The sequence below is a fragment of the Geodermatophilus pulveris genome (assembly GCF_900188375.1).
GTDB classification, from domain to species: Bacteria; Actinomycetota; Actinomycetes; order Mycobacteriales; family Geodermatophilaceae; genus Geodermatophilus; species Geodermatophilus pulveris.
Genome location: NZ_FZOO01000002.1, coordinates 599,202 through 620,781, shown reverse-complemented (window position 1 = coordinate 620,781; position 21,580 = coordinate 599,202). Strand labels below are relative to the sequence as shown.

At 75.5% G+C, this 21,580-nt stretch carries 18 protein-coding genes; 11 read left to right on the top strand and 7 right to left on the bottom strand.

Annotated elements, in window-relative coordinates; translation table 11 throughout:
- Positions 1 to 30: 30 nt before the first annotated feature.
- The 10 genes from uvrC to CHB98_RS06390 all read left to right on the top strand — a co-directional run bounded on the left by uvrC (position 31) and on the right by CHB98_RS06390 (position 11,284).
- Complete coding sequence (gene uvrC, locus CHB98_RS06435; RefSeq protein WP_089304736.1) at positions 31 to 2,085, top strand: excinuclease ABC subunit UvrC; 2,055 nt, start codon at positions 31 to 33, stop codon at positions 2,083 to 2,085.
- A 301-nt stretch (positions 2,086 to 2,386) separates the two neighbouring features.
- On the top strand, positions 2,387 to 3,352 hold the full coding sequence (rapZ, locus tag CHB98_RS06430) for an RNase adapter RapZ (RefSeq protein ID WP_245820957.1): 966 nt from the start codon (positions 2,387 to 2,389) through the stop codon (positions 3,350 to 3,352).
- The gene (locus tag CHB98_RS06425; protein ID WP_089304735.1) at positions 3,352 to 4,434 is read left to right on the top strand and encodes a gluconeogenesis factor YvcK family protein; all 1,083 of its coding nucleotides are present in this window, start codon (positions 3,352 to 3,354) and stop codon (positions 4,432 to 4,434) included. Before rapZ ends, CHB98_RS06425 begins: the two co-directional genes overlap by 1 nt.
- Positions 4,435 to 4,461: 27 nt before the next feature.
- On the top strand, positions 4,462 to 5,439 hold the full coding sequence (gene whiA / locus CHB98_RS06420; RefSeq protein ID WP_089304837.1) for a DNA-binding protein WhiA: 978 nt from the start codon (positions 4,462 to 4,464) through the stop codon (positions 5,437 to 5,439).
- Positions 5,440 to 5,599: 160 nt separating this feature from the next.
- Positions 5,600 to 6,604: a type I glyceraldehyde-3-phosphate dehydrogenase gene (gene gap / locus CHB98_RS06415; protein WP_089304734.1), complete on the top strand. Its 1,005-nt coding sequence runs from the start codon at positions 5,600 to 5,602 to the stop codon at positions 6,602 to 6,604.
- A gap of 5 nt (positions 6,605 to 6,609) precedes the next feature.
- Positions 6,610 to 7,803 carry a phosphoglycerate kinase gene (locus CHB98_RS06410; protein WP_089304733.1) on the top strand — a complete coding sequence of 398 codons (1,194 nt, stop codon included), beginning with the start codon at positions 6,610 to 6,612 and terminating at the stop codon, positions 7,801 to 7,803.
- Between the two features lie 14 nt (positions 7,804 to 7,817).
- The gene (tpiA, locus tag CHB98_RS06405) at positions 7,818 to 8,645 is read left to right on the top strand and encodes a triose-phosphate isomerase (protein ID WP_089304732.1); all 828 of its coding nucleotides are present in this window, start codon (positions 7,818 to 7,820) and stop codon (positions 8,643 to 8,645) included.
- A gap of 33 nt (positions 8,646 to 8,678) precedes the next feature.
- Positions 8,679 to 10,442 carry an ABC transporter substrate-binding protein gene (locus CHB98_RS06400; protein WP_089304731.1) on the top strand — a complete coding sequence of 588 codons (1,764 nt, stop codon included), beginning with the start codon at positions 8,679 to 8,681 and terminating at the stop codon, positions 10,440 to 10,442.
- 69 nt (positions 10,443 to 10,511) lie between these two features.
- Positions 10,512 to 10,745 carry a preprotein translocase subunit SecG gene (secG, locus tag CHB98_RS06395; RefSeq protein ID WP_089304730.1) on the top strand — a complete coding sequence of 78 codons (234 nt, stop codon included), beginning with the start codon at positions 10,512 to 10,514 and terminating at the stop codon, positions 10,743 to 10,745.
- Positions 10,746 to 10,942: 197 nt separating this feature from the next.
- Positions 10,943 to 11,284 carry an RNA polymerase-binding protein RbpA gene (locus CHB98_RS06390; protein WP_089304729.1) on the top strand — a complete coding sequence of 114 codons (342 nt, stop codon included), beginning with the start codon at positions 10,943 to 10,945 and terminating at the stop codon, positions 11,282 to 11,284.
- Positions 11,285 to 11,307: 23 nt separating this feature from the next.
- On the opposite strand, the gene CHB98_RS06385 is transcribed toward CHB98_RS06390, so the two are convergent.
- The 6 genes from CHB98_RS06385 to tkt all read right to left on the bottom strand — a co-directional run bounded on the left by CHB98_RS06385 (position 11,308) and on the right by tkt (position 19,097).
- Entirely contained in the window at positions 11,308 to 12,204 is an 897-nt protein-coding gene (locus CHB98_RS06385) for a PIG-L deacetylase family protein (RefSeq protein WP_089304728.1), read from the bottom strand.
- A 63-nt stretch (positions 12,205 to 12,267) separates the two neighbouring features.
- Positions 12,268 to 13,044 (bottom strand): 6-phosphogluconolactonase, encoded by a 777-nt coding sequence (pgl, locus tag CHB98_RS06380; RefSeq protein WP_089304727.1) that lies wholly within the window; start codon positions 13,042 to 13,044, stop codon positions 12,268 to 12,270.
- Entirely contained in the window at positions 13,041 to 14,138 is a 1,098-nt protein-coding gene (locus CHB98_RS06375) for a glucose-6-phosphate dehydrogenase assembly protein OpcA (RefSeq protein WP_089304726.1), read from the bottom strand. The genes pgl and CHB98_RS06375 overlap by 4 nt, the downstream gene beginning before the upstream one ends.
- 19 nt (positions 14,139 to 14,157) lie before the next feature.
- The gene (gene zwf, locus CHB98_RS06370) at positions 14,158 to 15,675 is read right to left on the bottom strand and encodes a glucose-6-phosphate dehydrogenase (RefSeq protein ID WP_089304725.1); all 1,518 of its coding nucleotides are present in this window, start codon (positions 15,673 to 15,675) and stop codon (positions 14,158 to 14,160) included.
- 81 nt (positions 15,676 to 15,756) lie between these two features.
- On the bottom strand, positions 15,757 to 16,857 hold the full coding sequence (gene tal / locus CHB98_RS06365) for a transaldolase (RefSeq protein WP_089304724.1): 1,101 nt from the start codon (positions 16,855 to 16,857) through the stop codon (positions 15,757 to 15,759).
- 26 nt (positions 16,858 to 16,883) lie between these two features.
- Positions 16,884 to 19,097: a transketolase gene (gene tkt, locus CHB98_RS06360; protein WP_218822264.1), complete on the bottom strand. Its 2,214-nt coding sequence runs from the start codon at positions 19,095 to 19,097 to the stop codon at positions 16,884 to 16,886.
- Between the two features lie 364 nt (positions 19,098 to 19,461).
- Here tkt and CHB98_RS06355 point away from each other — a divergent pair, with 364 nt between their 5' ends.
- Positions 19,462 to 20,376, top strand: coding sequence for a heme o synthase (locus CHB98_RS06355; protein ID WP_218822263.1), 915 nt, complete (start codon positions 19,462 to 19,464; stop codon positions 20,374 to 20,376).
- 177 nt (positions 20,377 to 20,553) lie between these two features.
- On the opposite strand, the gene CHB98_RS06350 is transcribed toward CHB98_RS06355, so the two are convergent.
- Positions 20,554 to 21,483, bottom strand: a complete 930-nt coding sequence (locus tag CHB98_RS06350; RefSeq protein WP_089304723.1) for a COX15/CtaA family protein — start codon at positions 21,481 to 21,483, stop codon at positions 20,554 to 20,556.
- Positions 21,484 to 21,580 lie beyond the last annotated feature (97 nt).

The window sequence follows — 21,580 nt, the reverse complement described above, 5'->3', positions numbered from 1 at the left end:
GCGTCGGTGACCCCACCTAACCTGGGGACCGTGCCCGACCCGTCCACGTACCGTCCCGCGGTCGGCAGCATCCCCGAGTCCCCGGGGGTCTACCGCTTCCGCGACCCCACCGGCCGGGTCGTCTACGTCGGCAAGGCCAAGAGCCTCCGGCAGCGGCTGAACAGCTACTTCGCCGACGTGGCGGGCCTGCACCCGCGCACCCGGCAGATGGTGACGACGGCGGCCAGCGTCGAGTGGACCGTCGTCGGCACCGAGGTCGAGGCCCTCCAGCTCGAGTACAACTGGATCAAGGAGTACGACCCGCGGTTCAACGTCCGCTACCGGGACGACAAGAGCTACCCCTCGCTGGCCGTGACGCTCAACGAGGAGTACCCGCGGCTGCAGGTGATGCGCGGCCCGAAGAAGAAGGGCGTCCGCTACTTCGGCCCCTACGCGCACGCCTGGGCCATCCGCGAGACGCTGGACACCCTCACCCGGGTCTTCCCGGCCCGCACCTGCTCCACCGGCGTCTTCAAGCGCGCCGGGCAGATCGGCCGGCCCTGCCTGCTCGGCTACATCGGCAAGTGCGCCGCCCCCTGCGTCGGCCGGGTCTCCGCCGAGGAGCACCGGGAGATCGTCGACGGCTTCTGCGACTTCATGGCCGGGCGCACCGAGAAGATGGTCCGCCGGCTGGAGCGCGAGATGGCCCGGGCCGCCGAGGCGATGGAGTACGAGCGGGCCGCCCGGCTGCGCGACGACCTCGGCGCGCTGCGGCGGGCGATGGAGAAGCAGGCCGTCGTCCTCGGCGACGGCACCGACGCCGACGTCGTCGCCTTCGCGCAGGACGAGCTGGAGGCCTCGGTGCAGGTCTTCCACGTCCGCGGCGGGCGGGTGCGCGGCCAGCGCGGCTGGATCGTGGACAAGGTCGAGGAGGTCAGCACCGGCGAGCTGGTCGAGCAGTTCCTGCTGCAGGTGTACGGCGGCGTCGACGAGGCGACCGGGGCCGGCGAGGCAGGGGAGTCGGTGCCCCGCGAGGTGCTCGTCCCCGAGCTGCCGCACGACGCCGACGTCTACGAGGAGCTGCTCACCGAGCTGCGCGGCAGCCGGGTCAGCCTGCGGGTGCCCCAGCGCGGCGACAAGCGGGCCCTGATGGAGACCGTGGAGCGCAACGCCCAGGAGGCCTTCGCCCGGCACCGGGTCAAGCGCTCCAGCGACCTCACCGCCCGCTCCCTGGCGCTGGCCGAGCTGCAGGAGGCCCTCGAGCTGCCGGAGGCGCCGCTGCGCATCGAGTGCATCGACGTCTCGCACGTCCAGCAGACCAACGTGGTGGCCAGCATGGTCGTGTTCGAGGACGGGCTGGCCAAGCGGTCGGACTACCGCCGGTTCTCCGTGCAGCACGGCACCGACGACACCGCGGCGATGGCCGAGGTGGTGCGCCGCCGGTTCGCCCGCCACCTCAAGGAGGAGGCCGACCGCAGGGACGAGCAGGGCGTCGCGGCGGAGGAGGGCCGGCCGCGCCGGTTCGCCTACCCGCCCAACCTGCTCGTGGTCGACGGCGGCGCGCCGCAGGTCGCCGCGGCCGCCCGCTCGCTGGACGAGCTCGGCATCGTCGACGTCGCCGTCTGCGGCCTGGCCAAGCGCATGGAGGAGGTGTGGCTGCCCGGCGAGAGCGACCCGGTGGTGCTGCCGCGCACCTCCGAGGCGCTCTACCTGCTGCAGCGGATCCGGGACGAGGCCCACCGGTTCGCGATCACCTACCACCGGCAGAAGCGCTCCACGAGCATGCTGGTCTCCCTGTTGGACGACGTCCCCGGTCTCGGGCAGACGCGGCGGAAGGCGCTGATGAAGGAGTTCGGGTCCCTGAAGCGGCTGCGCGCCGCGACCGTCGAGGAGCTGACCGCCGTCCCGGGCATCGGCCGGCGGACGGCGGAGGCGGTGCTGGCCGCCGTCGCCCAGCCGGGGGAGGGCGCGGCGGGCCCGGCCGGGGGTGCGGCGCCGGGGGAGGACGTCGTGACGACGACGACGGCGCCCGCCGGCCCGGCCGAGCGCGGCACCCCGCGCAGCGGCACCGGCGCGACCGCCGAGGTCGGCCGGGTGGCGTCGTGAGCGAGCAGGGCCGGGAGCATCGCAGCGAGGCGGCCGCCGACAGGCAGGGAGCATCGCAGCGAGGCGGCCGCCGACAGGCAGGGAGCATCGCAGCGAGGCGGCCGCCGACAGGGAGGGAGCATCGCAGCGAGGACCGAGCGAGGAGCGGACCGACCGCGGAGGCGGCCTGGACGACCGAGCGAGGAGCGGACCGACCGCGGAGGCGGCCCGGACGACCGAGCGAGGAGCGGACCGACCGCGGAGGCGGCCCGGACGACCGAGCGAGGAGCGGAGCGCCCCGCGGGAGCGAACGGGGGGCATCGTGAGCAGCGCCGGCGCCGACTCCGCGCACCTGGACACGCCGCCCGGCCCGCCCGGCCACCCGCACAGCGACGTCCCGGCGCCGCTGGACCCGTCCTCCACCGAGACCGCGCCGCTGGACGTCGTCGTGGTCACCGGCCTGTCCGGCGCCGGCAAGAACAGCGCCGGGCGGGTGCTGGAGGACCTCGGCTGGTTCGTCGTCGACAACCTGCCGCCGGCGCTGCTGCTGCCGATGGTCGAGCTGGGCGCGCGCGGCGACGTCCGCCGGTTCGCCGCCGTCGTCGACGTGCGCAGCCGGGCCTTCTCCAGCGACCTGCAGGAGGCCATCCGGGTGCTGGCCTCGGCCGGCCACCGCCCGCGGATCGTCTACGTGCACGCCCGCGACGAGGTGCTGGTCCGCCGATACGAGTCCAACCGCCGCGAGCACCCCCTGCAGGGCAGCGGCACCCTCACCGACGGCATCACCGCCGAGCGGGCCCTGCTGACCGGCATCGCCGGCGAGGCCGACCTGTGGGTGGACACCAGCGACCTCAACGTCCACCAGCTGCGCGCCACGCTGGAGAACGCCTTCGCCCGCGAGGGCCGCACCCCGAAGCTGACCGCGACCGTGCTCAGCTTCGGCTTCAAGTACGGCCTGCCGCTGGACGCCGACCTGGTCGTCGACGCCCGCTTCCTGCCCAACCCGCACTGGCTGCCCGAGCTGCGCCCCCGCTCCGGGCAGGACCCGGACGTCCGCGACTACGTGCTCGGCCAGGAGGACGCCCCGCCGTTCCTGGACCGCTACACCGACGTGCTGCGGCTGCTCATCCCCGGCTACCGGCGGGAGGGCAAGCGCTACCTGACCCTCGCCGTCGGCTGCACCGGCGGCAAGCACCGCAGCGTCGCCATCGCCGAGGAGTTCGCCCGCCGGCTGCAGGCCGACGGCGTAGACGCCACCGTGCAGCACCGCGACCTGGGCCGCGAGTAGTGGGCGCACCCGGGCACGTCCCGCCCGCCGGCGCGAACGGCGCCCGCCCGCCGCGCGTGGTCGCCTTCGGCGGCGGCCACGGGCTGGCCGCCGCGCTGGGCGCCTGGCGCCGGATCACGCCGGACCTCACCGCCGTCGTCACCGTCGCCGACGACGGCGGCTCCTCCGGCCGCATCCGCCGGGAGATGCCGGTGCTGCCGCCGGGCGACCTGCGCATGGCGCTCAGCGCGCTGGCCGGCGACGCCGTGGACACCCGGCACGCGGCCGCGCTGCTGCAGCACCGGCTCGGTGGCAGCGGGGTGCTCGCCGGCCACCCGGTGGGCAACCTGGTCCTCACCGGGCTCACCGAGCTGCACGGCGGCGACTGCGTACGCGCGCTGGACGACCTGTGCCGGCTGCTGGGCGCCCGCGGGCGGGTGCTGCCGATGGCCGACGTCCCGCTGGACCTCGTCGCCACGGTGGAGAGCACCGACCCCGACGACCCGGCGCGCACCCGCACCATCCGCGGGCAGGTGGCGATCGCCGCGACCCCCGGCCGGGTGCGCGACATCCTGGTGTCCCCGGACGACCCGCCGGTGCACCCGGCGGTGCTGGACGCGATCGCCGCGGCCGACGTCGTCTCGCTCGGGCCGGGCTCCTGGTACACCTCCGTGCTGCCGCACCTGCTCGTGCCGCGGCTGCGCGCCGCGCTGGAGGCCAGCAGCGCCCGGGTGGTCGTCGTCCTCAACCTGGAGCCGCAGCCAGGGGAGACCGACGGCTTCTCCCCGGAGGAGCACCTGACGGTGCTGCAGAGCCACCTGGGTGAAGTGGCGTTGCACACGGTGATCGCGGACGCGGGATCGGTGGTTGACCGCTGTGGTCTCCTGTCTGCGGTACGTGAGTGTGGTGCCGAGCTCGTGCTGGCCCCCGTCGCCGAGGACGGCGGCGTGCCGCGGCACGACCCGGTGCGCCTGGCCGGAGCCCTCCGGCAGGCGATCGGGTCGGCACGCGGCATGACGGCCGGGGAACGGGCACCGCACCGCCTCGTACCGGATCCGGCAGGCCGGGGCGACGAAGGGAACACCGCACATGGGGCTTGCTGAGCCCGGGGGAACGTGGGGGTGGACGGCATGGCGATGACGGCCATGGTCAAGGACGAGCTGTCGCGGGTGGAGTGCAGCAAGACCTCCGAGCGCAAGGCCGAGGTCACCGCGCTGCTGCGGTTCAGCGGCGGACTGCACATCGTCGGCGGGCGCGTGGTCATCGAGGCGGAGCTGGACACCGGCTCGGTCGCCCGCCGCCTGCGGCGCGACATCAGCGAGGTCTACGGCTACACCAGCGGGGTGAGCGTGCTGGCCGGCGGCAACATCCGCCGCGGGGTGCGTTACCTGGTCCGCATCGCCAAGCACGGCGAGGGCCTGGCCCGCCAGACCGGGCTGGTCGACCAGCGCGGCCGCCCGGTGCGCGGGTTGCCGCCGTCGGTGGTCAGCGGCGGCATCAACGACGCCGAGGCGGCCTGGCGGGGCGCGTTCCTGGCGCACGGCTCGCTGACCGAGCCCGGCCGCTCGTCCTCCCTGGAGGTCACCTGCCCCGGCCCGGAGGCCGCGATGGCGCTGGTCGGCGCGGCCCGCCGGCTGGGCATCGCCGCCAAGGCCCGCGAGGTGCGCGGCGCCGACCGGGTGGTGGTGCGCGACGGCGACGCCATCAGCGCGCTGCTCACCCGCATGGGCGCCCACGACGCGGTGATGGCCTGGGAGGAGCGGCGGATGCGCCGCGAGGTCCGGGCCACGGCCAACCGGCTCGCCAACTTCGACGACGCCAACCTGCGCCGCTCCGCCCGCGCCGCCGTGGCCGCCAGCGCCCGCGTGGAGCGGGCCATGGAGATCCTCGACGGGGACGCCCCGGAGCACCTGCTCGTCGCCGGCCGGCTGCGGCTGGAGCACGGCCAGGCCTCGCTGGAGGAGCTCGGCCAGCGCGCCGACCCGCCGATGACCAAGGACGCCGTCGCCGGCCGCATCCGCCGGCTGCTGGCCATGGCCGACAAGCGCGCCAAGGACCTCGGCATCCCCGACACCGAGTCCGTCGTCACCGAGGACATGCTGACGTGAGGAGCGGCCACCCCGCTCGTGGGGTGGCCGCCCGGCACGTCACCGGCCCCGAGGTGCGGGAGCCGTCGTCCGCCGCGACCGATAGGGTCGACGGGGAGCGAGGCCGCGCGCCGCGCGCGGCCCCCGAGCGACGACGTCGCCGTGATCATGGGAGGTCTGCATGACCGTACGCGTGGGCATCAACGGGTTCGGCCGGATCGGGCGGAACTTCTGGCGAGCCGCCGCCTCCAGCGGCAAGGACATCGAGATCGTGGCGGTCAACGACCTGACCAGTCCCGAGGTCCTGGCCCACCTGCTCAAGTACGACAGCGTCCTGGGCGTGCTGGCCGAGGACGTCGCCGCCGACGGTGAGGGCATCAAGATCGCCGGCACCACCATGAAGGTGCTCTCCGAGCGCGACCCGGCCGACCTGCCCTGGGGCGACCTCGGCGTCGACGTCGTGGTCGAGTCCACCGGCTTCTTCACCAAGGCCGACGACGCCCGCAAGCACGTCGACGCCGGCGGCGCCAAGAAGGTCATCGTCTCCGCGCCGGCGACCGGCGACGACCTGACCATCGTCATGGGCGTCAACGACGACCTCTACGACGGCTCGCAGACGATCATCAGCAACGCGTCCTGCACGACGAACTGCCTGGCCCCGCTGGCCAAGGTGCTCCACGACGCCTTCGGCATCGAGCGCGGCCTGATGACCACCATCCACGCCTACACCGCCGACCAGAACCTGCAGGACGGCCCGCACAAGGACCTCCGCCGCGCCCGCGCCGCCGCGCTCAACATGGTCCCCACCTCCACCGGTGCGGCCAAGGCGATCGGCCTGGTGCTGCCCGAGCTCAAGGGCAGGCTCGACGGCTACGCCATCCGCGTCCCCGTGCCGACCGGCTCGGCCACGGACCTCACCGTGCAGCTGACCCGCGAGGCCTCGGCCGAGGAGATCGACGCCGCCTACCGCGAGGCCGCCGCGGGCCCGCTGGCCGGCGTGCTCCGGTACACCGACGCGCCGATCGTCTCCTCCGACATCGTCACCGACCCGGCCAGCTGCATCTACGACGCGAAGCTCACCAAGGTCTTCGGCCCGATGGCGAAGGTGCTCGGCTGGTACGACAACGAGTGGGGCTACTCCAACCGGCTCGTCGACTCCGTCGAGCTCGTCGGCCGCTCGCTGTAACGCGGATGCGCACCCTCGACGACCTGCTCGCCGAGGGCGTCTCGGGCCGGCGCGTGCTGCTGCGCGCCGACCTGAACGTCCCGCTCGACAAGGCCACCCGGGAGATCACCGACGACGGCCGGATCCGCGCCAGCCTGCCCACGCTGCAGGCGCTGCGCGACGCCGGCGCCCGCGTCGTGGTCGCCGCCCACCTCGGCCGGCCCAAGGGCGCCCCGGACCCGCAGTACTCGCTGGCGCCGGTCGCCGCGCGGCTCGGTGGGCTGCTCGGCGTCGAGGTGCCGCTGGCCGCCGACGTCGCGGGCGAGGACGCGCAGGCCCGGGCCGGCCGGCTGGGCGACGGCGACGTGCTGCTGCTGGAGAACGTCCGCTTCGAGGCCGCCGAGACCGCCAAGGACGACGCCGAGCGGGGCGGGCTGGCCGACCGGCTGGCCGCGCTGGCCGACGCCTACGTCGACGACGCGTTCGGCGCGGTGCACCGCAAGCACGCCTCGGTGTACGACGTGGCGCTGCGGCTGCCGCACGTGGCCGGCCGGCTGGTCGCCCAGGAGCTCGACGTGCTCACCCGGCTGACCCAGGACCCGGAGCGGCCCTACGTCGTGGTGCTCGGCGGCTCCAAGGTCAGCGACAAGCTCGCCGTCATCGAGGCCCTGCTGCCCAAGGTGGACCGGCTGCTGGTCGGCGGCGGGATGTGCTTCACCTTCCTGGCCGCCCAGGGGCACGGCGTCGGGACGTCGCTGCTGGAGGCCGACCAGGTGGACACCTGCCGCCGGCTGCTGGCCGACGCGGGCGACCGCATCGTGCTGCCGCTGGACGTCGTGTGCGCGCCGGAGTTCAGCGCGGACGCGCCGACGACGACGGTCGGGGTCGACGCCATCCCCGACGGCCAGATGGGCCTGGACGTCGGGCCGCGCACGGTCGAGGCCTTCGGCCGCGAGCTGGGTGGGGCCCGCACCGTGTTCTGGAACGGGCCGATGGGCGTCTTCGAGCTCACTCCCTTCCAGGCCGGCACCCGCGGGGTGGCCGCGGCGGTGGCGGCGGTCGACGGGCTGTCCGTCGTCGGCGGCGGGGACTCCGCGGCCGCGGTGCGCCAGCTGGGCCTGGACGAGTCCGCGTACGGCCACATCAGCACCGGCGGCGGCGCGTCGCTGGAGTACCTCGAGGGCCGGGAGCTGCCCGGCCTCGCGGTGCTCGCCGACTGAGGGAGGGGACGCACGTGGCACGCAGGGGCACCCCGGTCCGCCGGGAGGGACGCCGGCCGCTCATCGCCGGCAACTGGAAGATGAACCTCACGCACCTCGAGGCGATCGGGATGGTGCAGAAGCTCGCCTTCAGCCTCCGGGAGCCCGAGCTGGAGGCGGCCGAGGTCGTCGTCCTGCCGCCGTTCACCGCGCTGCGCAGCGTGCAGACGCTGGTCACCGGCGACAAGCTGGAGGTCGGCTACGGCGCGCAGGACCTCTCGGTGCAGGACTCCGGCGCCTACACCGGCGAGGTCAGCGGCGCGATGCTCGCCGCGCTGGCCTGCCGCTACGTCGTCGTCGGGCACTCCGAGCGGCGGGCGGTGCACGCCGAGGACGACGCCGTGGTGGCCGGCAAGGTGCGCGCCGCCCTGCGGCACGGCCTGGTGCCGATCCTGTGCGTGGGCGAGGGGCTGGAGGTCCGCCGCTCGGGCGAGCACGTGGCCCACTGCACCGGCCAGCTGGACGCCGCGCTGGAGGGCCTGACCGCCGAGCAGCTCACCGAGCCCGGCGGCGGCAGCGGTCTGGTCGTCGCGTACGAGCCGGTGTGGGCCATCGGCACCGGGGAGGTGGCCACCCCCGAGGACGCACAGGAGGTGTGCGGAGCCCTGCGGTCACGGCTCGCCGAGCGTTTCGGCGCGGAGACGGCCGGGGTCGTCCGTATCCTCTACGGCGGGTCGGTGAAGGCCGCGAACACGGCCGGGATCCTGGCCGGGCCGGACGTCGACGGTGCCCTCGTCGGTGGCGCCAGCCTGGACGCCGACGAGTTCGCGCAGATCTGTCGGACAGCCGCCGACGTCGGCTGACCGCCGCCGCCGGAGCGGCGGGGAGCGGGTGGGGTGGAGAACACGGTGCTGCGGGGCCGCGGGCCGGTCGCCGCCGTCGCCGCCGCCGTGCTGCTGGTCGTCGGGACGGCGGTCAGCTGCTCCGGTGCCGGCGAGGACGCCGCCGCGCTGCCCGTCTTCGGTGACGGCCCGGACGCCGGCGTCAGCGGCGTCCGGGCCCCGTCGGACGCCACCGGCGGCACGCTGCGCGTGGTGGCCGGCGAGGTGGACAGCCTGGACCCGCAGCGGTCCTACCAGCCGGGCGTGTGGAACCTCATGCGGCTCTACACCCGCACGCTGGTCAGCTACGACCCGCGGCCCGGGCGCACCGGCGAGCTGGTGCCCGACCTGGCGACCGACCTGGGCAGCACCCCGGACGGCGGGACCACCTGGACGTTCACCCTGCGCGAGGGCGTCCGGTTCGAGACCGGCCAGCCGATCACCTCGCGGGACCTGAAGTACGGCATCGAGCGGTCCTTCGCCTCCGACGTCGTCGTGGGTGGCCCCACCCGGGTCGTCGACCTGCTCGACGACCCGGCCGACCCCTACGCCGGCCCGTGGCAGGACGAGACGCCCGGCCGGCTCGGCCTGGCCTCGGTGGAGACGCCGGACGACCGCACCATCACCTTCCGGCTGCGCGTGCCGCAGCCGGACTTCCCCTACGTCATGGCGCTGCCCTCCAGCAGCCCGGTCCCGATCGACCTCGACACCGGCGCCGACTACGGCCGGGACCCGGTGTCCTCCGGCCCGTACGCGGTCACCGCGCAGGACGACGTCACCGGCATCGTGCTCGAGCGCAACCCGCAGTGGGACCCGGCGACCGACGACGTCCGCACCGCCCTGCCCGACCGGGTGGTCGTGCGCACCGGGCTCACCGGGCTGCTGCGCGACCAGGCGCTGCTCGCCGGGTCCGCCGACGTCGACCTCTCCGGCACCGGGATCCAGGCGCCGACGACGGCCCGGCTCGCGGAGGACACCGGCGGGGACGTGCCGCTGGCCGACCGGGTCGACGGGGTCCCGGGCAACGTCGTCCGGCTGCTCGCGCTGCCCACCGACGTCGCCCCGTTCGACGACCCGGACTGCCGGGCCGCGGTGGCCGCGGTCGTGGACCGGGCCGCCGTGCAGGAGGCGCTGGGCGGGCCGGCGGAGGCCACGCCCACCGCCCGGCTGTGGCCGCAGGGCGTCGAGGGCGGGCCGCAGCCGGCCGACCCCGGCCCCGACCTGGCCGCCGCCCGCGAGTCGCTGGCCGCCTGCGGGCGGCCCGAGGGCTTCAGCACCGTGCTCGCCACCCCGGACGGGCCGAACGGCGTGGCCGTCGCCGACCGGGTCGCCGGGCAGCTGCAGGCCGTCGGCATCGGCGTGGAGGTGCGGGCCCTGGACGCGGCCAGCTACTACGCGACCGAGGTCGGCAACCCCGACCGGGTACGCGCCAACGGCATCGGCATGGTGCTGGCCACCTGGACCGCCGACGTGCCCACCCCCGGCTCCTTCCTCGTGCCGCTGGTCGACGGCCGGTCCATCAGCACCGTCGGCAACACCAACTTCGCCCGCCTGGCCGACCCCGCCGTCGACGCGCTCATCGACGCCGCCCGCACGGCGCCGGACGCGGAGGCCGCCCGCGCCGCCTGGCGCGAGGTGGCGACGGCGGCCACGGCCGGCGCGGCGTACGTGCCGCTGGCCGAGTCGCGGGTGCAGCTGCTGGCCGGCCAGCGACTGCGCAACGGCCTGGTCATGGGCCCCTACACCGGCTACGACCTGGCGACCGCCGGCGTCCGCTGACCGCCCGGGGCGCGGGCCGCGGGCCGCGGCTGCCCGGGGCCGGGCGGGCGGTCGGCTACCCTCGGGCCCATGGTGGAGGTCGTCCTCAACGTGCTGCTGGTGCTCACCAGCCTGGTCCTCGTGGTGCTGATCCTGCTGCACCGCGGCAAGGGCGGGGGGCTGTCCTCGATGTTCGGCGGCGCGGTCTCCTCGCAGCTGTCCGGCTCCTCCGTCGTGGAGAAGAACCTCAACCGGCTCACCGTCTTCATCGGCCTGGTCTGGACCGTCTGCATCGTCGCCCTCGGCATCCTGCTCAAGGTCTGAAGAACGGCCCTCCCGCCCCCCGACCCCCGCTCCGCTCGGGCCGGGTCCCTGCGAGAGGGCCGTTCCAGCACGTCACCAGCTCGGCGCCCCACCCGGCCCGACCAGGACCAAAGTCCTCGGTGGCGGCCCGACCAGGCCATAGACTGCCCGGGCGGCCGATCCGGCCGTGCGCACCGGGAGACGCACAGGGGGCACTCGTGGCTGGTGGTAACGCGATCCGGGGGACGCGGGTCGGCGCGGGCCCGATGGGCGAGGCCGAGCGCGGCGAGGCCGCGCCCCGCCGCCGGGTGCCCTTCTGGTGCGCCTCGGGCCACGAGACCGAGGTCTCCTTCGCCTCCGACGCCGAGGTGCCGGAGCTGTGGGACTGCCCGCGCTGCGGCCTGCCCGCCGGCCAGGACGAGGCCGCGCCGCCCCCCGCCCCGCGCACCGAGCCGTACAAGACCCACCTGGCCTACGTCCGCGAACGGCGCAGCGACGCCGACGGCGACGCCCTGCTCGAGGAGGCGCTGGCCAAGCTGCGGGCCCGCCGCGGACTCTGAGGCCGGGCCCGCGAGGCCCCGGCTCAGCGCGCAGCGGCCTCCCGCGACGGGCCGGTCCGCCACCCCGCGGTGGTGCAGTCCCAGTGGTGCGTCGCCGGCCGTGCCCCCGCGGCGGGCCGCCACGGCTCGGGCCACGGGCCCGGTGGCAGCGGCACCCGCACCAGGTGGTCCGTCCCGAGGAAGGCCAGGCGGAGCTCCGGGCTGAGCCCGGCGAAGGGCGAGCGCTGCGAGCGGTGCTCGGCCATGGCGGCCTCGCGGCGGTCCAGCACGGACCGCACGTCGAGGACCGCGGTGACCTCCCGGTCGGGCCGGCCGAAGGAGTCGGGGTCCAGGGCGTGGTAGGCGTCGTCCCCGCGCCCGCTGCTGGTCTCGGCCAGCCAGCGGCGCATCAGCGAGTTGGGCAGCGTGTGCTCCCAGAGGGCCGGTCGCGGCCCGGGGAGGCCGGCGAGCGCGGCCCGGGTGGCCTGCCGGACGTGCCGGTGGTCGCGGTGACCGTCGCAGCCGTCGAGGACGACGACGACCTCCGGCCCGAGGGCGGCCGCCCGTCGCCGGACGACCCGGGCCACCTCGGTCAGGGGCGCCGCCGCGAGCGTCCCGGGCGCGGCCGGGCCGTCGAAGCCGCTGTCGCGCCAGCCCAGCAGCTCGACCCGGGCCACCCCGAGGCGGGCCGCGGACCGGCGCAGCTCGGCCTCCCGCAGCGCGCCGAGGTCCCCGCCGTCGGGCCCGGTGCCCCCGACCGCGCCGGCCTGGACCTCACCGGCCTCCCCCCGGGTGGCGCAGGCGACGGTCACCTCGGCACCGAGGACGGCGGCCCGGGCGATGACGGACCCGCAGCCGAAGGCCTCGTCGTCGGGATGGGCGACGACCACCAGCCAGCGGTCGCCGGGGTGGACGGTGTGCAGGGCGTCCCGGTCGGTCATGCCGGTCAGCCTGCGGCCGCCCGCTTGCCGTCCACTTGCGGTCCGCTGACCGGCCGCGGCCGCTCAGCCGGTCGCCGAGGGGAGCTCGCCCGCGGCGTCGGCGTCCAGCAGCCACCGGGTCGCCCGGCGGCCGTGCACCCCCGCGGCGGGCAGCTCCTCCGGCGTGACCTCCCCGCCCAGGGCCCGCGCCACGGCCGGGGCCTTCGCCGCACCGCCGGCCAGCAGCCAGACCTCCTCGGCGGCGTTGATCGCGGCGAAGCCGAGGCTCACCCGGGTCGGCGGGGGCTTGGGGCAGTCGTGCACCGCGAGCACCGTGCGCCGGTCGGACACCGCCGGCGTCCCGGGGAAGACCGACGCGACGTGGCCCTCGGGGCCCACCCCGAGCAGCAGCACGTCGATGCGGGGAACCGGGCCGCCCTCCGGTGCCGCGGCGGCGAGCCGGTCGGCGTACCAGGCCGCGGCGTCCTCGGGCTCGGCGAACCCGGCGTCCGAGGCCGGCATCGCGTGCACCCGCTCGGCCGGGACGCCGGCCGGGTCCAGCAGCGCCCGGCGGGCGCCCAGCTCGTTGCGGTCGGCGTCGTCGGCGGGCACCCAGCGCTCGTCGCCCCACCACACGTCGACGGCGGTCCAGTCCACCCGCTCGCGGGCCGGCTCGCGCACCAGGTCGGCGACCCGCTCCAGGACGGCGGTACCGATGCCGCCCCCGGTGAGCACCACCAACGCCGTCCCGTGCACCGCCTGGGCGGCGGCCAGCCGGGCGACCAGCGCCGCGGCCACCGCGCGGGCCAGCCGGTCGGCGTCCGGCTCGACGACGACGTCGGGCACCTGGCCCTCCTTCACGGGGTGACCTCCGCGCTGTTCCGCTCCCCGTGCTCGGCCACCTCGTCGGCGCCGACCGAGTCCGCGGGCACGGTCGGCAGCGGCTCGCCCGGGCCGCCGGTCGCGTCGGCGGGGTCCCGCCACTCGTACTCCCGCGCGGCCGAGCGGTCGGCCAGGTCCGGGACGCCGGTCGTGGCGCCGAGCGCCTCGGCGTACGGCTCGTCGGGGTCCAGCCGGCGCAGCTCCTCACCGACCAGGTCGCCCAGCGGCCGGTCGGGCAGGGCCACCGTGGCGTCCGGCCGGTAGGGCTGGCTGATGACCGCCCCTCCCCGCCGGTCGGCCGCCACCCGCACCTGCTCGTCCTGGTCCAGCTCCAGCGCCACGGCGGAGACGCCGCTGGGGCCCGGCCGCCGATCCCCGGACTCCACCGGGACGTCCACGCCGCAGCGGGCGGTGAGCCAGCCGGCCAGCAGCACCGCGGTGGCGTGCCCCGGGTCGCCCTCGACCCGCCCGCCGAGCACCCGCACCGGCTCGCCGCGGCGCCCGGACACCGAGTCCACCGTCGAGGTGAGCGTGGCGCGCCACGGCGTGCTGCGCGTCCAGGCCAGGTCGGTGTCGCCGGGGGCGTAGTCCTCGGCGCGGGCGCGCAGCGCGGCCCGCTGGTCCTCGGCGAGGGAGCTGTCGGTGATCCGCCGGTCGGCGATCACCGCGAGCGCGTCGGTGGCCAGCCGGTCCGGCGGCGTGCCGTGCCACCAGGTGACCACCGGGGCGTCGGCGGCCAGCAGCGGCAGCACCACCGACTCGGCGTGCAGCGCGAGCCGGCCGTACATCCGCATGACCACGGCCTCGCCGGGGCCCAGCCGCCCGCCGATGAGCACCTCGGCGTCCAGCCGGGGCGCCGGCGCCTCGATCTGCCGGCGGATGACGATGAGCAGCCGGCAGGGGTGCTGCGCGGCGGCGGCGGTGGCGGCCTCCTCGGCCTCGGCCACCCGGTTCTCGTCGGCCACGACGACCAGGGTCAGGGCGACGCCGGACAGCACCGCCCCGCCGGTGCGCCGCTGGGCGGCCAGCTCCTTGACCACGGCGGAGCCGGTGGTGTCCCACAGCGTCGTCATCGGGTCGTCCCCTCGGAGGTCACGGGCGCCGCCACCGACGGCCCTCGGCGGCGAGCATCTCGTCGGCCGCGCGCGGCCCCCACTCGCCGGCCCGGTACGGCTGCGGCGTCGTCCCGGTCCAGAACTCCTCCAGCGGGTCGATGACCGCCCAGGACGCCTCGACCTCCGCGTTGCGCGGGAAGAGGGTGGCGTCGCCGAGCAGGACGTCGAGCAGCAGCCGCTCGTAGGCCTCCGGGCTGGCCTCGGTGAACTGCTCGCCGTAGAGGAAGTCCATCGCGACGTCGCGGACCTCCATCACGCTGCCGGGCACCTTCGACCCGAACTTGAGGGTCATCCCCTCGTCGGGCTGAACCCGGATGACCAGCTGGTTGCTGCCCAGCTCCTCGGTGTCGGTGTCGGCGAAGGGCAGGTGCGGCGCGCGCTTGAAGACCAGCGCGATCTCGGTGACCCGCCGCGGCAGCCGCTTGCCGGCGCGCAGGTAGAACGGCACGCCGGCCCACCGCCGGGTCTCCACGCCCAGCCGGACGGCGGCGTAGGTCTCGGTCGTCGAGTGCGGGTCGACGCCCTCCTCCTGCCGGTAGCCCGTGGCCCGCTGTCCGGCCAGCCAGCCCTGCTCGTACTGCCCGCGGACGGCGAACCGGGCGAGGTCCTCCGGCAGGGACACCGCGCGCAGCACCTTGAGCTTCTCGGTGCGGATCTCCTCGGCGGAGAACTCGACCGGCTCCTCCATCGCGGTGAGCGCCAGCAGCTGGAGCAGGTGGTTCTGCAGCACGTCCCGGGCGGCGCCGGTCTGCTCGTAGAACGCCGCCCGCCCGCCGATGCCGACGTCCTCGGCCATGGTGATCTGCACCGAGTCGACGTGGTGGCCGTTCCAGACCGGCTCGAACAGCGAGTTGGCGAACCGCAGCGCCATCAGGTTCTGGACCGTCTCCTTGCCCAGGTAGTGGTCGATGCGGAAGACGTCCTCGGCGGTGAACACGGAGTCCACCAGCTCGTTGAGCTCCCGGCTGGAGGCCAGATCGGTGCCGAACGGCTTCTCCACGACCACCCGGCGCCAGCGCTCCGGCGTGCTGTCGGCCATGCCGGTGCGCTGCATCTGCTTGAGCACGACCGGGAACATCGCCGGCGGGATGGACAGGTAGAAGGCCGCGTTGCCCCCGATGCCGTGGCTGCCCTCCAGCTCGCCGAGCGTGGCGGCGAGGGCGTCGAAGGCGTTGTCGTCGTCGAAGGAGCCCTGCACGAAGCGGACGCTGCCGGCCAGCCGCTCCCAGACCTCCTCCCGCCACGGGGTGCGGGCGGCCTTGCGCGCGGCCTCGCGGGCCAGCGCGGCGAAGTCCTCGTCGCCCCAGCCGCGGCGGGCGAAGCCGAGCAGCGCGAAGTTCGTCGGCAGCAGGCCGCGGTTGGCCAGGTCGTAGACGGCCGGCAGGAGCTTCTTGCGGGCGAGGTCCCCGGTGATGCCGAAGACGACGAGCGCGCAGGGCTCGGGCACGCGGGGCAGCCGCCGGTCCCGCGGGTCCCGCAGCGGGTTGGTGATCAAGCATCCGTCCTCAGGTCACGGTGGCCCCCTGCAGGACCCCCGCCCCGAGCGCGCGAGGAACGGGGGCGGGGGGTCCTTCGACTACTTCTTGTCCTCCAGCTCCGAACGCACCGACGAGGTGAGCTCGTCCCACGAGTCGACGAACTTCTGCACGCCCTCGTCCTCCAGCACGCGGAAGACGTCGTCCAGGTCGACCCCGGCGTCGGAGACCGCGCGCATCGCCGCGGCGGCCTCGTCGTAGGTCTTCTGCACCGGGGTGCCGGGGCTGCCGTGGTCGGCGTAGGCCATGAGCGTCTTCTCCGGCATGGTGTTCACCGTGCCGGGTGCGATCAGCTCGCTGACGTAGAGCGTGTCGCTGTAGTCGGGGTCCTTCACGCCGGTCGAGGCCCACAGCGGCCGCTGCGGCCGCGCGCCCTCGGCCTCCAGGGCCTTCCAGCGGTCGCTGGAGACGACCTCCTCGTACGCCTGGTAGGCCAGCTGCGCGTTGGCCAGGGCCGCCTTGCCCTTCAGGGCGGGGTCGGCGCCGGCGGCGTCCAGCCGCTTGTCGATCTCGCTGTCGACGCGGGAGACGAAGAACGAGGCCACCGAGGCGATGCCCTCCAGCGATCCGCCGTCCGCCCGCCGCTGCTCCAGCCCGGACAGGTAGGCGTCCATGACCGCCCGGTAGCGCTCGGGGCTGAAGATGAGGGTGACGTTGACACTGATGCCCCGGGCGATGGACGTGGTGATGGCCGCCAGGCCCTCCTCCGTCGCCGGGATCTTGATGTACAGGTTGGGCCGGTCGACCAGCCACCACAGGTGCGCGGCCTCCGCGGCGGTCGCGTCGGTGTCGTGCGCCAGGCCCGGTGCGACCTCCAGGGACACCCGGCCGTCGCCGGGCTGCCGCTCGGCGACGGGCGCCAGCAGGTCGCAGGCGTCCCGGACGTCGGCGGCGGTGATCGTGCGCAGCGCCTCCTCGACGCTCACCTCGCGCACCGCGAGGGCGTGCACCTGGTCGTCGTAGGAGTCCGACCCGCTGATCGCCGCGGCGAAGATGGTCGGGTTCGTGGTGACGCCGACGACGGAGTACCCGTCGACCAGCGACCGCAGCTTGCCGCCGTGGATCATGTCGCGGGAGAGGTCGTCGATCCAGACGGCGACCCCGGCCGACGACAGCTCGGCCAGCTTCTCGTTCTGTGTCATGACTGTGCCTTCCGTTGGGGCGGGACTCACATGTCGCCGGTGGGGTGGGGCAGGCCGCCGGTGGCGGCGACCGGGCCCGCGGGGACGGCGTTCCCCGCCCGGGCGGCCTCCAGGGACTCCCGTGCGGCGGCCACGACGGCCTCGTCGGTGAGCCCGAACTGCTCGTAGAGGACGGAGTAGGCGGCGCTGGCCCCGTAGTGGGTCAGCCCGACGATCCGGCCGGCGTCGCCGACGAACTCCCGCCAGCCCATGGGGACGCCGGCCTCCACGCTGACCCGGGCACGCACCGAGGGCGGCAGCACCTCGTCCTTGTAGGCCTGGTCCTGGTCGGCGAACCACTCCACGCACGGCACCGAGACCACGCGGGTCGGGACGCCGTCGGCCTCCAGCCGCTCGCGGGCGGCGACGGCGATCTGCACCTCCGAGCCGGTGCCGAACAGGATCACCTGCGGGTCGCCGTCGGAGGCGTCGGCCAGCACGTAGGCGCCGCGGGCCACGCCCTCGGCGGAGGCGAACCGGGACCGGTCGAACACCGGCAGGTTCTGCCGGGACAGCAGCAGCCCGGCCGGGCGGTCGTTGTTCTCCAGCACCGTCCGCCAGGCGACCGCGACCTCGTTGGCGTCCGCCGGGCGGACGACGTCCAGCCCGGGGATGGCCCGCAGCGCCGCGACGTGCTCGATCGGCTGGTGGGTCGGGCCGTCCTCGCCCAGGCCGATGGAGTCGTGGGTCCAGACGTAGGTGACCGGCAGCTGCATGAGCGCCGCCAGCCGCACCGCCCCGCGCATGTAGTCGGAGAAGGTGAGGAAGGTGCCGCCGTAGACGCGGGTGCCGCCGTGCAGGGCGATGCCGTTCATGACCGCGCCCATGGCGTGCTCGCGGACGCCGAAGTGCAGCGTGCGCCCGTAGGGCCCCCCGGACCACATCTTGGTCTGCCGGCCCGGCGGCAGGAACGACGGCTCGCCCTTGACCGCGGTGTTGTTGCTCTCCGCGAGGTCGGCCGACCCGCCCCACAGCTCGGGCAGCACCGGGTAGAGGGCGCTGAGCACCGCGCCGGACGCCTTGCGGGTGGCCACCCCCTTGGGGTCGGCGTCCCAGCTCGGCAGCTCCGCGGCGAAGCCCTCGGGCAGCGTGCGGGTGCGCATGCGCTCCAGCAGCGCCGCGGCGTCCCCGTCGTCCCGCTGCCAGGCGGCGAAGCGCTCGTCCCACTCGCCCCGGACCCGGCGGCCCTCCGCCACGACCGAGCGGGCGTGCGCCAGCACCTCGTCGTCGACCTGGAAGGTCTGCTCGGGGTCGAAGCCGAGCACCTCCTTGGTGGCGCGCACCTCCTCCTCGCCGAGGGCCGAGCCGTGCGCGGCGCCGGTGTTCTGCTTGTTCGGCGCGGGCCAGGCGATGACCGTGCGCAGCACGACGATCGACGGGCGGGTCGTCTCGGCCTTCGCGGCGGCGAACGCGGCGTCGACGGCGGCCAGGTCCTCGCCGTCGTCCACGTGCTGCACGTGCCAGCCGTAGGCCTCGTACCGCTTCCCGACGTCCTCGGTGAAGGCGACGCTCGTGTCGTCCTCGATGGAGATCCGGTTGTCGTCGTAGACCAGGACCAGGTTGCCCAGCTGCTGGGTGCCGGCCAGCGAGGAGGCCTCGCCGCTGACGCCCTCCTCCATGTCGCCGTCGGAGGCGAAGCACCAGACGGTGTGGTCGAACAGGCTCTCGCCCTCGGGGGCGTCGGGGTCCAGCAGGCCGCGCTCGCGGCGGGCGGCCATGGCCATGCCGACGGCGTTGCCGACACCCTGGCCCAGCGGGCCGGTCGTCGTCTCCACGCCGGGGGTGTGGTTGACCTCCGGGTGGCCCGGGGTCTTCGAGCCCCAGGTCCGCAGGGCGCGCAGGTCGTCCAGCTCCAGGCCGTAGCCGGAGAGGTACAGCTGCACGTAGAGGGTGAGGCTGGAGTGCCCCATGGACAGCACGAAGCGGTCCCGGGCGACCCAGTTCGGGTCGCTGGGGTCGTGCCGCAGCCACTTGTGGAACAGCAGGTAGGCGGTCGGGGCCATGCTCATCGCCGTCCCCGGGTGGCCGTTGCCCACGCTCTGGACGGCGTCCATCGCCAGCACGCGGGCGGTGTCGATGGCCCGGCGGTCGAGCTCCCCGAAGCCCTCGGGCAGGGTCGGGTGCGGCTGGCGCGGGTCGCCGGTCGGGGCGTCGCTGGCGGCCTCGGCCGGCGCCTCGGACGCGGTGCTCTGGGTTCCCATGGATCGTGCTCCCTCGATCGGCCGTGCGGGTCCCCCGGGTGCGACCTCGGTGGGACTGGGCGGCGGTTCCTGCGGCCGGTGACCGGCCCCCGTGCCGGTCCCGGCCGGGCGCGCCGCACCGGGCGCACCCTCGTCGTCGACCCTGGCCCTACCCGGCGCGGGTGACGCCCCAACGTGGTCGACGCCAGTGTTGCGCACGGGGGAGACCCTGGTCATGCCCGGAGGGGACGGCGCCGGGCGCGGGATACAGTGGGCCCGTTCTCCCGTCCCCGGTCGGAAGGGACCCCGTGCTGTCGCCGTCGCTGGTGGAGCTGTGCCCGGTGGTGCCCTGCCCGCGCGCCGACGCCCGGTCGACGGCCGCCCGGTGACGACCCTCTCCGAGCGACCGGCCGTCCAGGCCCGCCGCCTGTCGGCCACGGTGCGCGCCTACGTGGCACTCACCAAGCCCCGGCTGGTCGAGCTGCTGCTGGTCACCACGGTGCCGGCGATGATGCTGGCGGCCGGGGGCTGGCCCTCCTGGCGGCTGCTGCTGGCCACCCTGCTCGGCGGGTCCCTGGCCGCCGGGGCCTCGAACACGATCAACTGCTGGTACGACCGCGACATCGACCGGCTGATGCACCGCACCCGGAACCGGCCGCTGCCCACCGGGGTGCTCGGCGCCGGCTCCGCGCTCGCCTTCGGCCTCGTGCTGGCCTGCGCCTCGCTGGCCGTCCTGTGGTCCGAGACCACCCCGCTGGCCACCGCGCTGGCCGCGGCGGCGATCGTCGCCTACTCGGTGCTGTACACGATGGTGCTCAAGCGGCGCACCCGGCACAACACGGTGTTCGGCGGGTTGCCCGGCGCCACCCCGGTGCTCATCGGCTGGGCCGCGGTCACCGGGTCGCTGGCCTGGCCGGCGGTGGTCTTCTTCGGCATCGTCTTCTGCTGGCAGATGCCGCACTTCTGGGCGCTGGCGATGCGGTTCCGCGACGACTACGCCCGGGCCGCGGTGCCGATGCTCTCGGTCGTGGCCGACCCGGTCGAGGTGGGCCGCCAGTCGCTCGCCTGGGCGTACGGGACCCTCGCCGTCTCCGTGGTGCTGGCGCCGGTGACCGCCGGGCTCGGCTGGGTCTACACGGTGCCCGCCGTCGCGCTCGGCGCGTGGTTCGTCCGGGAGGCCCACCAGTGGCTGGCCCGGCTGCGCGGTGGCCGCGACGAGCGCCCGATGCGGCTGTTCCACGTCTCGATCACCTACATGACCCTGTTGTCGATCGCGATCATCGTCGACGTCCTCGTCTGAGCGCCGTCCCCCTGGCGGGTCGGTGCGCCGGCCACGGGTCCCCGTTACGCCGTCGAGCCGCCGAGCGTGTGCGCGGACGCCCCGGTCCGCGCCGGCGGACAGGGCGCGGGCGCACACGCTCGGCATCCGGCCGGCTGGTCCTCACGTCCGGCGACGACCGCACCGGGTGAGCGGACCTCAGCGCGCGGCGGACGCCGGGACCCTGGAGGCGTCCAGCGGCTGCTCGGAGGCCGGGCCGCGGACCGACCAGACCAGCCGGGCGGTGTAGGCGGTCACCAGCACCGCGCCGAGCATGTGCAGCAGCACCAGCGCGATCGGCAGGTCGGTGACGTACTGCACGTAGCCCACGACGCCCTGGGCCAGCTGCACGACCAGCAGGTCGCGGGCGGCCCGCGTCACCCGGCCGGGGGCGTCGACCGCGTGCAGCGCCACGAGCAGGGCGACGGTCAGCCCGACGAGGAGGAACACCGCGTCGGCGTGCAGCTGGCTGACCAGTTCCACGTCGAAGCCCATCCGGTCGCCCGTCGGGACGTCGTTCGCGTCCACGTCGCCGCTGTGCGGCCCGCTGCCGGTCACCAGCGTGCCCAGGACCAGCACGGCGCCGGTGACCGCGGCGATCCCGACCACCAGCAGGGCCAGCGGGCGGCGCAGCAGCGGCCCGCCCACGCCGGGCTCGCGGGAGCGCAGCCAGAGCACGGTGGCCAGCGCGATGAGCACGATCGAGACGAGGAAGTGCGCGGCGACCGTCCACGGGTTCAGCCCGGTGAGCACGGTGACCCCGCCGAGCAGCGCCTGCGCCGGGATGCCGAGGAAGGTGAGGACGGCGAGCGGCCGGAGGTCGCGGCGCGACGAGCGCCACACCGCGACGACGGTGGCGACGGCCACCGCGGCCAGCACGAAGGTCAGCAGCCGGTTGCCGAACTCGATGGCGCCGTGGCCGGCCAGCTCCGGGGTGGCCACGAAGCTCTCGGAGGTGCACCGCGGCCAGGTCGGGCAGCCCAGGCCCGAGCCGGTGAGCCGGACGGCGCCGCCGGTGACGACGATGGCGCCGTTGGCCACGGCGTTGGCCAGGGCGAGCCGCGAGACGACGGTGGGGGAGACCGGCACGTCCCGATGCTAGCCGCGGCGGACGGACCCCCCGGTCCGCTGCGGACGCGGCCGCCGCGGCGTGGTGTCGGTCACAGCGCCGGCGGGGGAGTCGCGC

Coding starts and splice junctions, on each gene's coding strand:
- secG (WP_089304730.1), top strand. CDS start 10,512: ATGGTGGAGGTCGTCCTCAACGTGCTGCTGGTGCTCACCAGCCTGGTC.
- tkt (WP_218822264.1), bottom strand. CDS start 19,097: ATGGGAACCCAGAGCACCGCGTCCGAGGCGCCGGCCGAGGCCGCCAGC.
- tal (WP_089304724.1), bottom strand. CDS start 16,857: ATGACACAGAACGAGAAGCTGGCCGAGCTGTCGTCGGCCGGGGTCGCC.
- gap (WP_089304734.1), top strand. CDS start 5,600: ATGACCGTACGCGTGGGCATCAACGGGTTCGGCCGGATCGGGCGGAAC.
- whiA (WP_089304837.1), top strand. CDS start 4,462: ATGGCGATGACGGCCATGGTCAAGGACGAGCTGTCGCGGGTGGAGTGC.
- CHB98_RS06385 (WP_089304728.1), bottom strand. CDS start 12,204: ATGACCGACCGGGACGCCCTGCACACCGTCCACCCCGGCGACCGCTGG.
- CHB98_RS06375 (WP_089304726.1), bottom strand. CDS start 14,138: ATGACGACGCTGTGGGACACCACCGGCTCCGCCGTGGTCAAGGAGCTG.
- CHB98_RS06410 (WP_089304733.1), top strand. CDS start 6,610: ATGCGCACCCTCGACGACCTGCTCGCCGAGGGCGTCTCGGGCCGGCGC.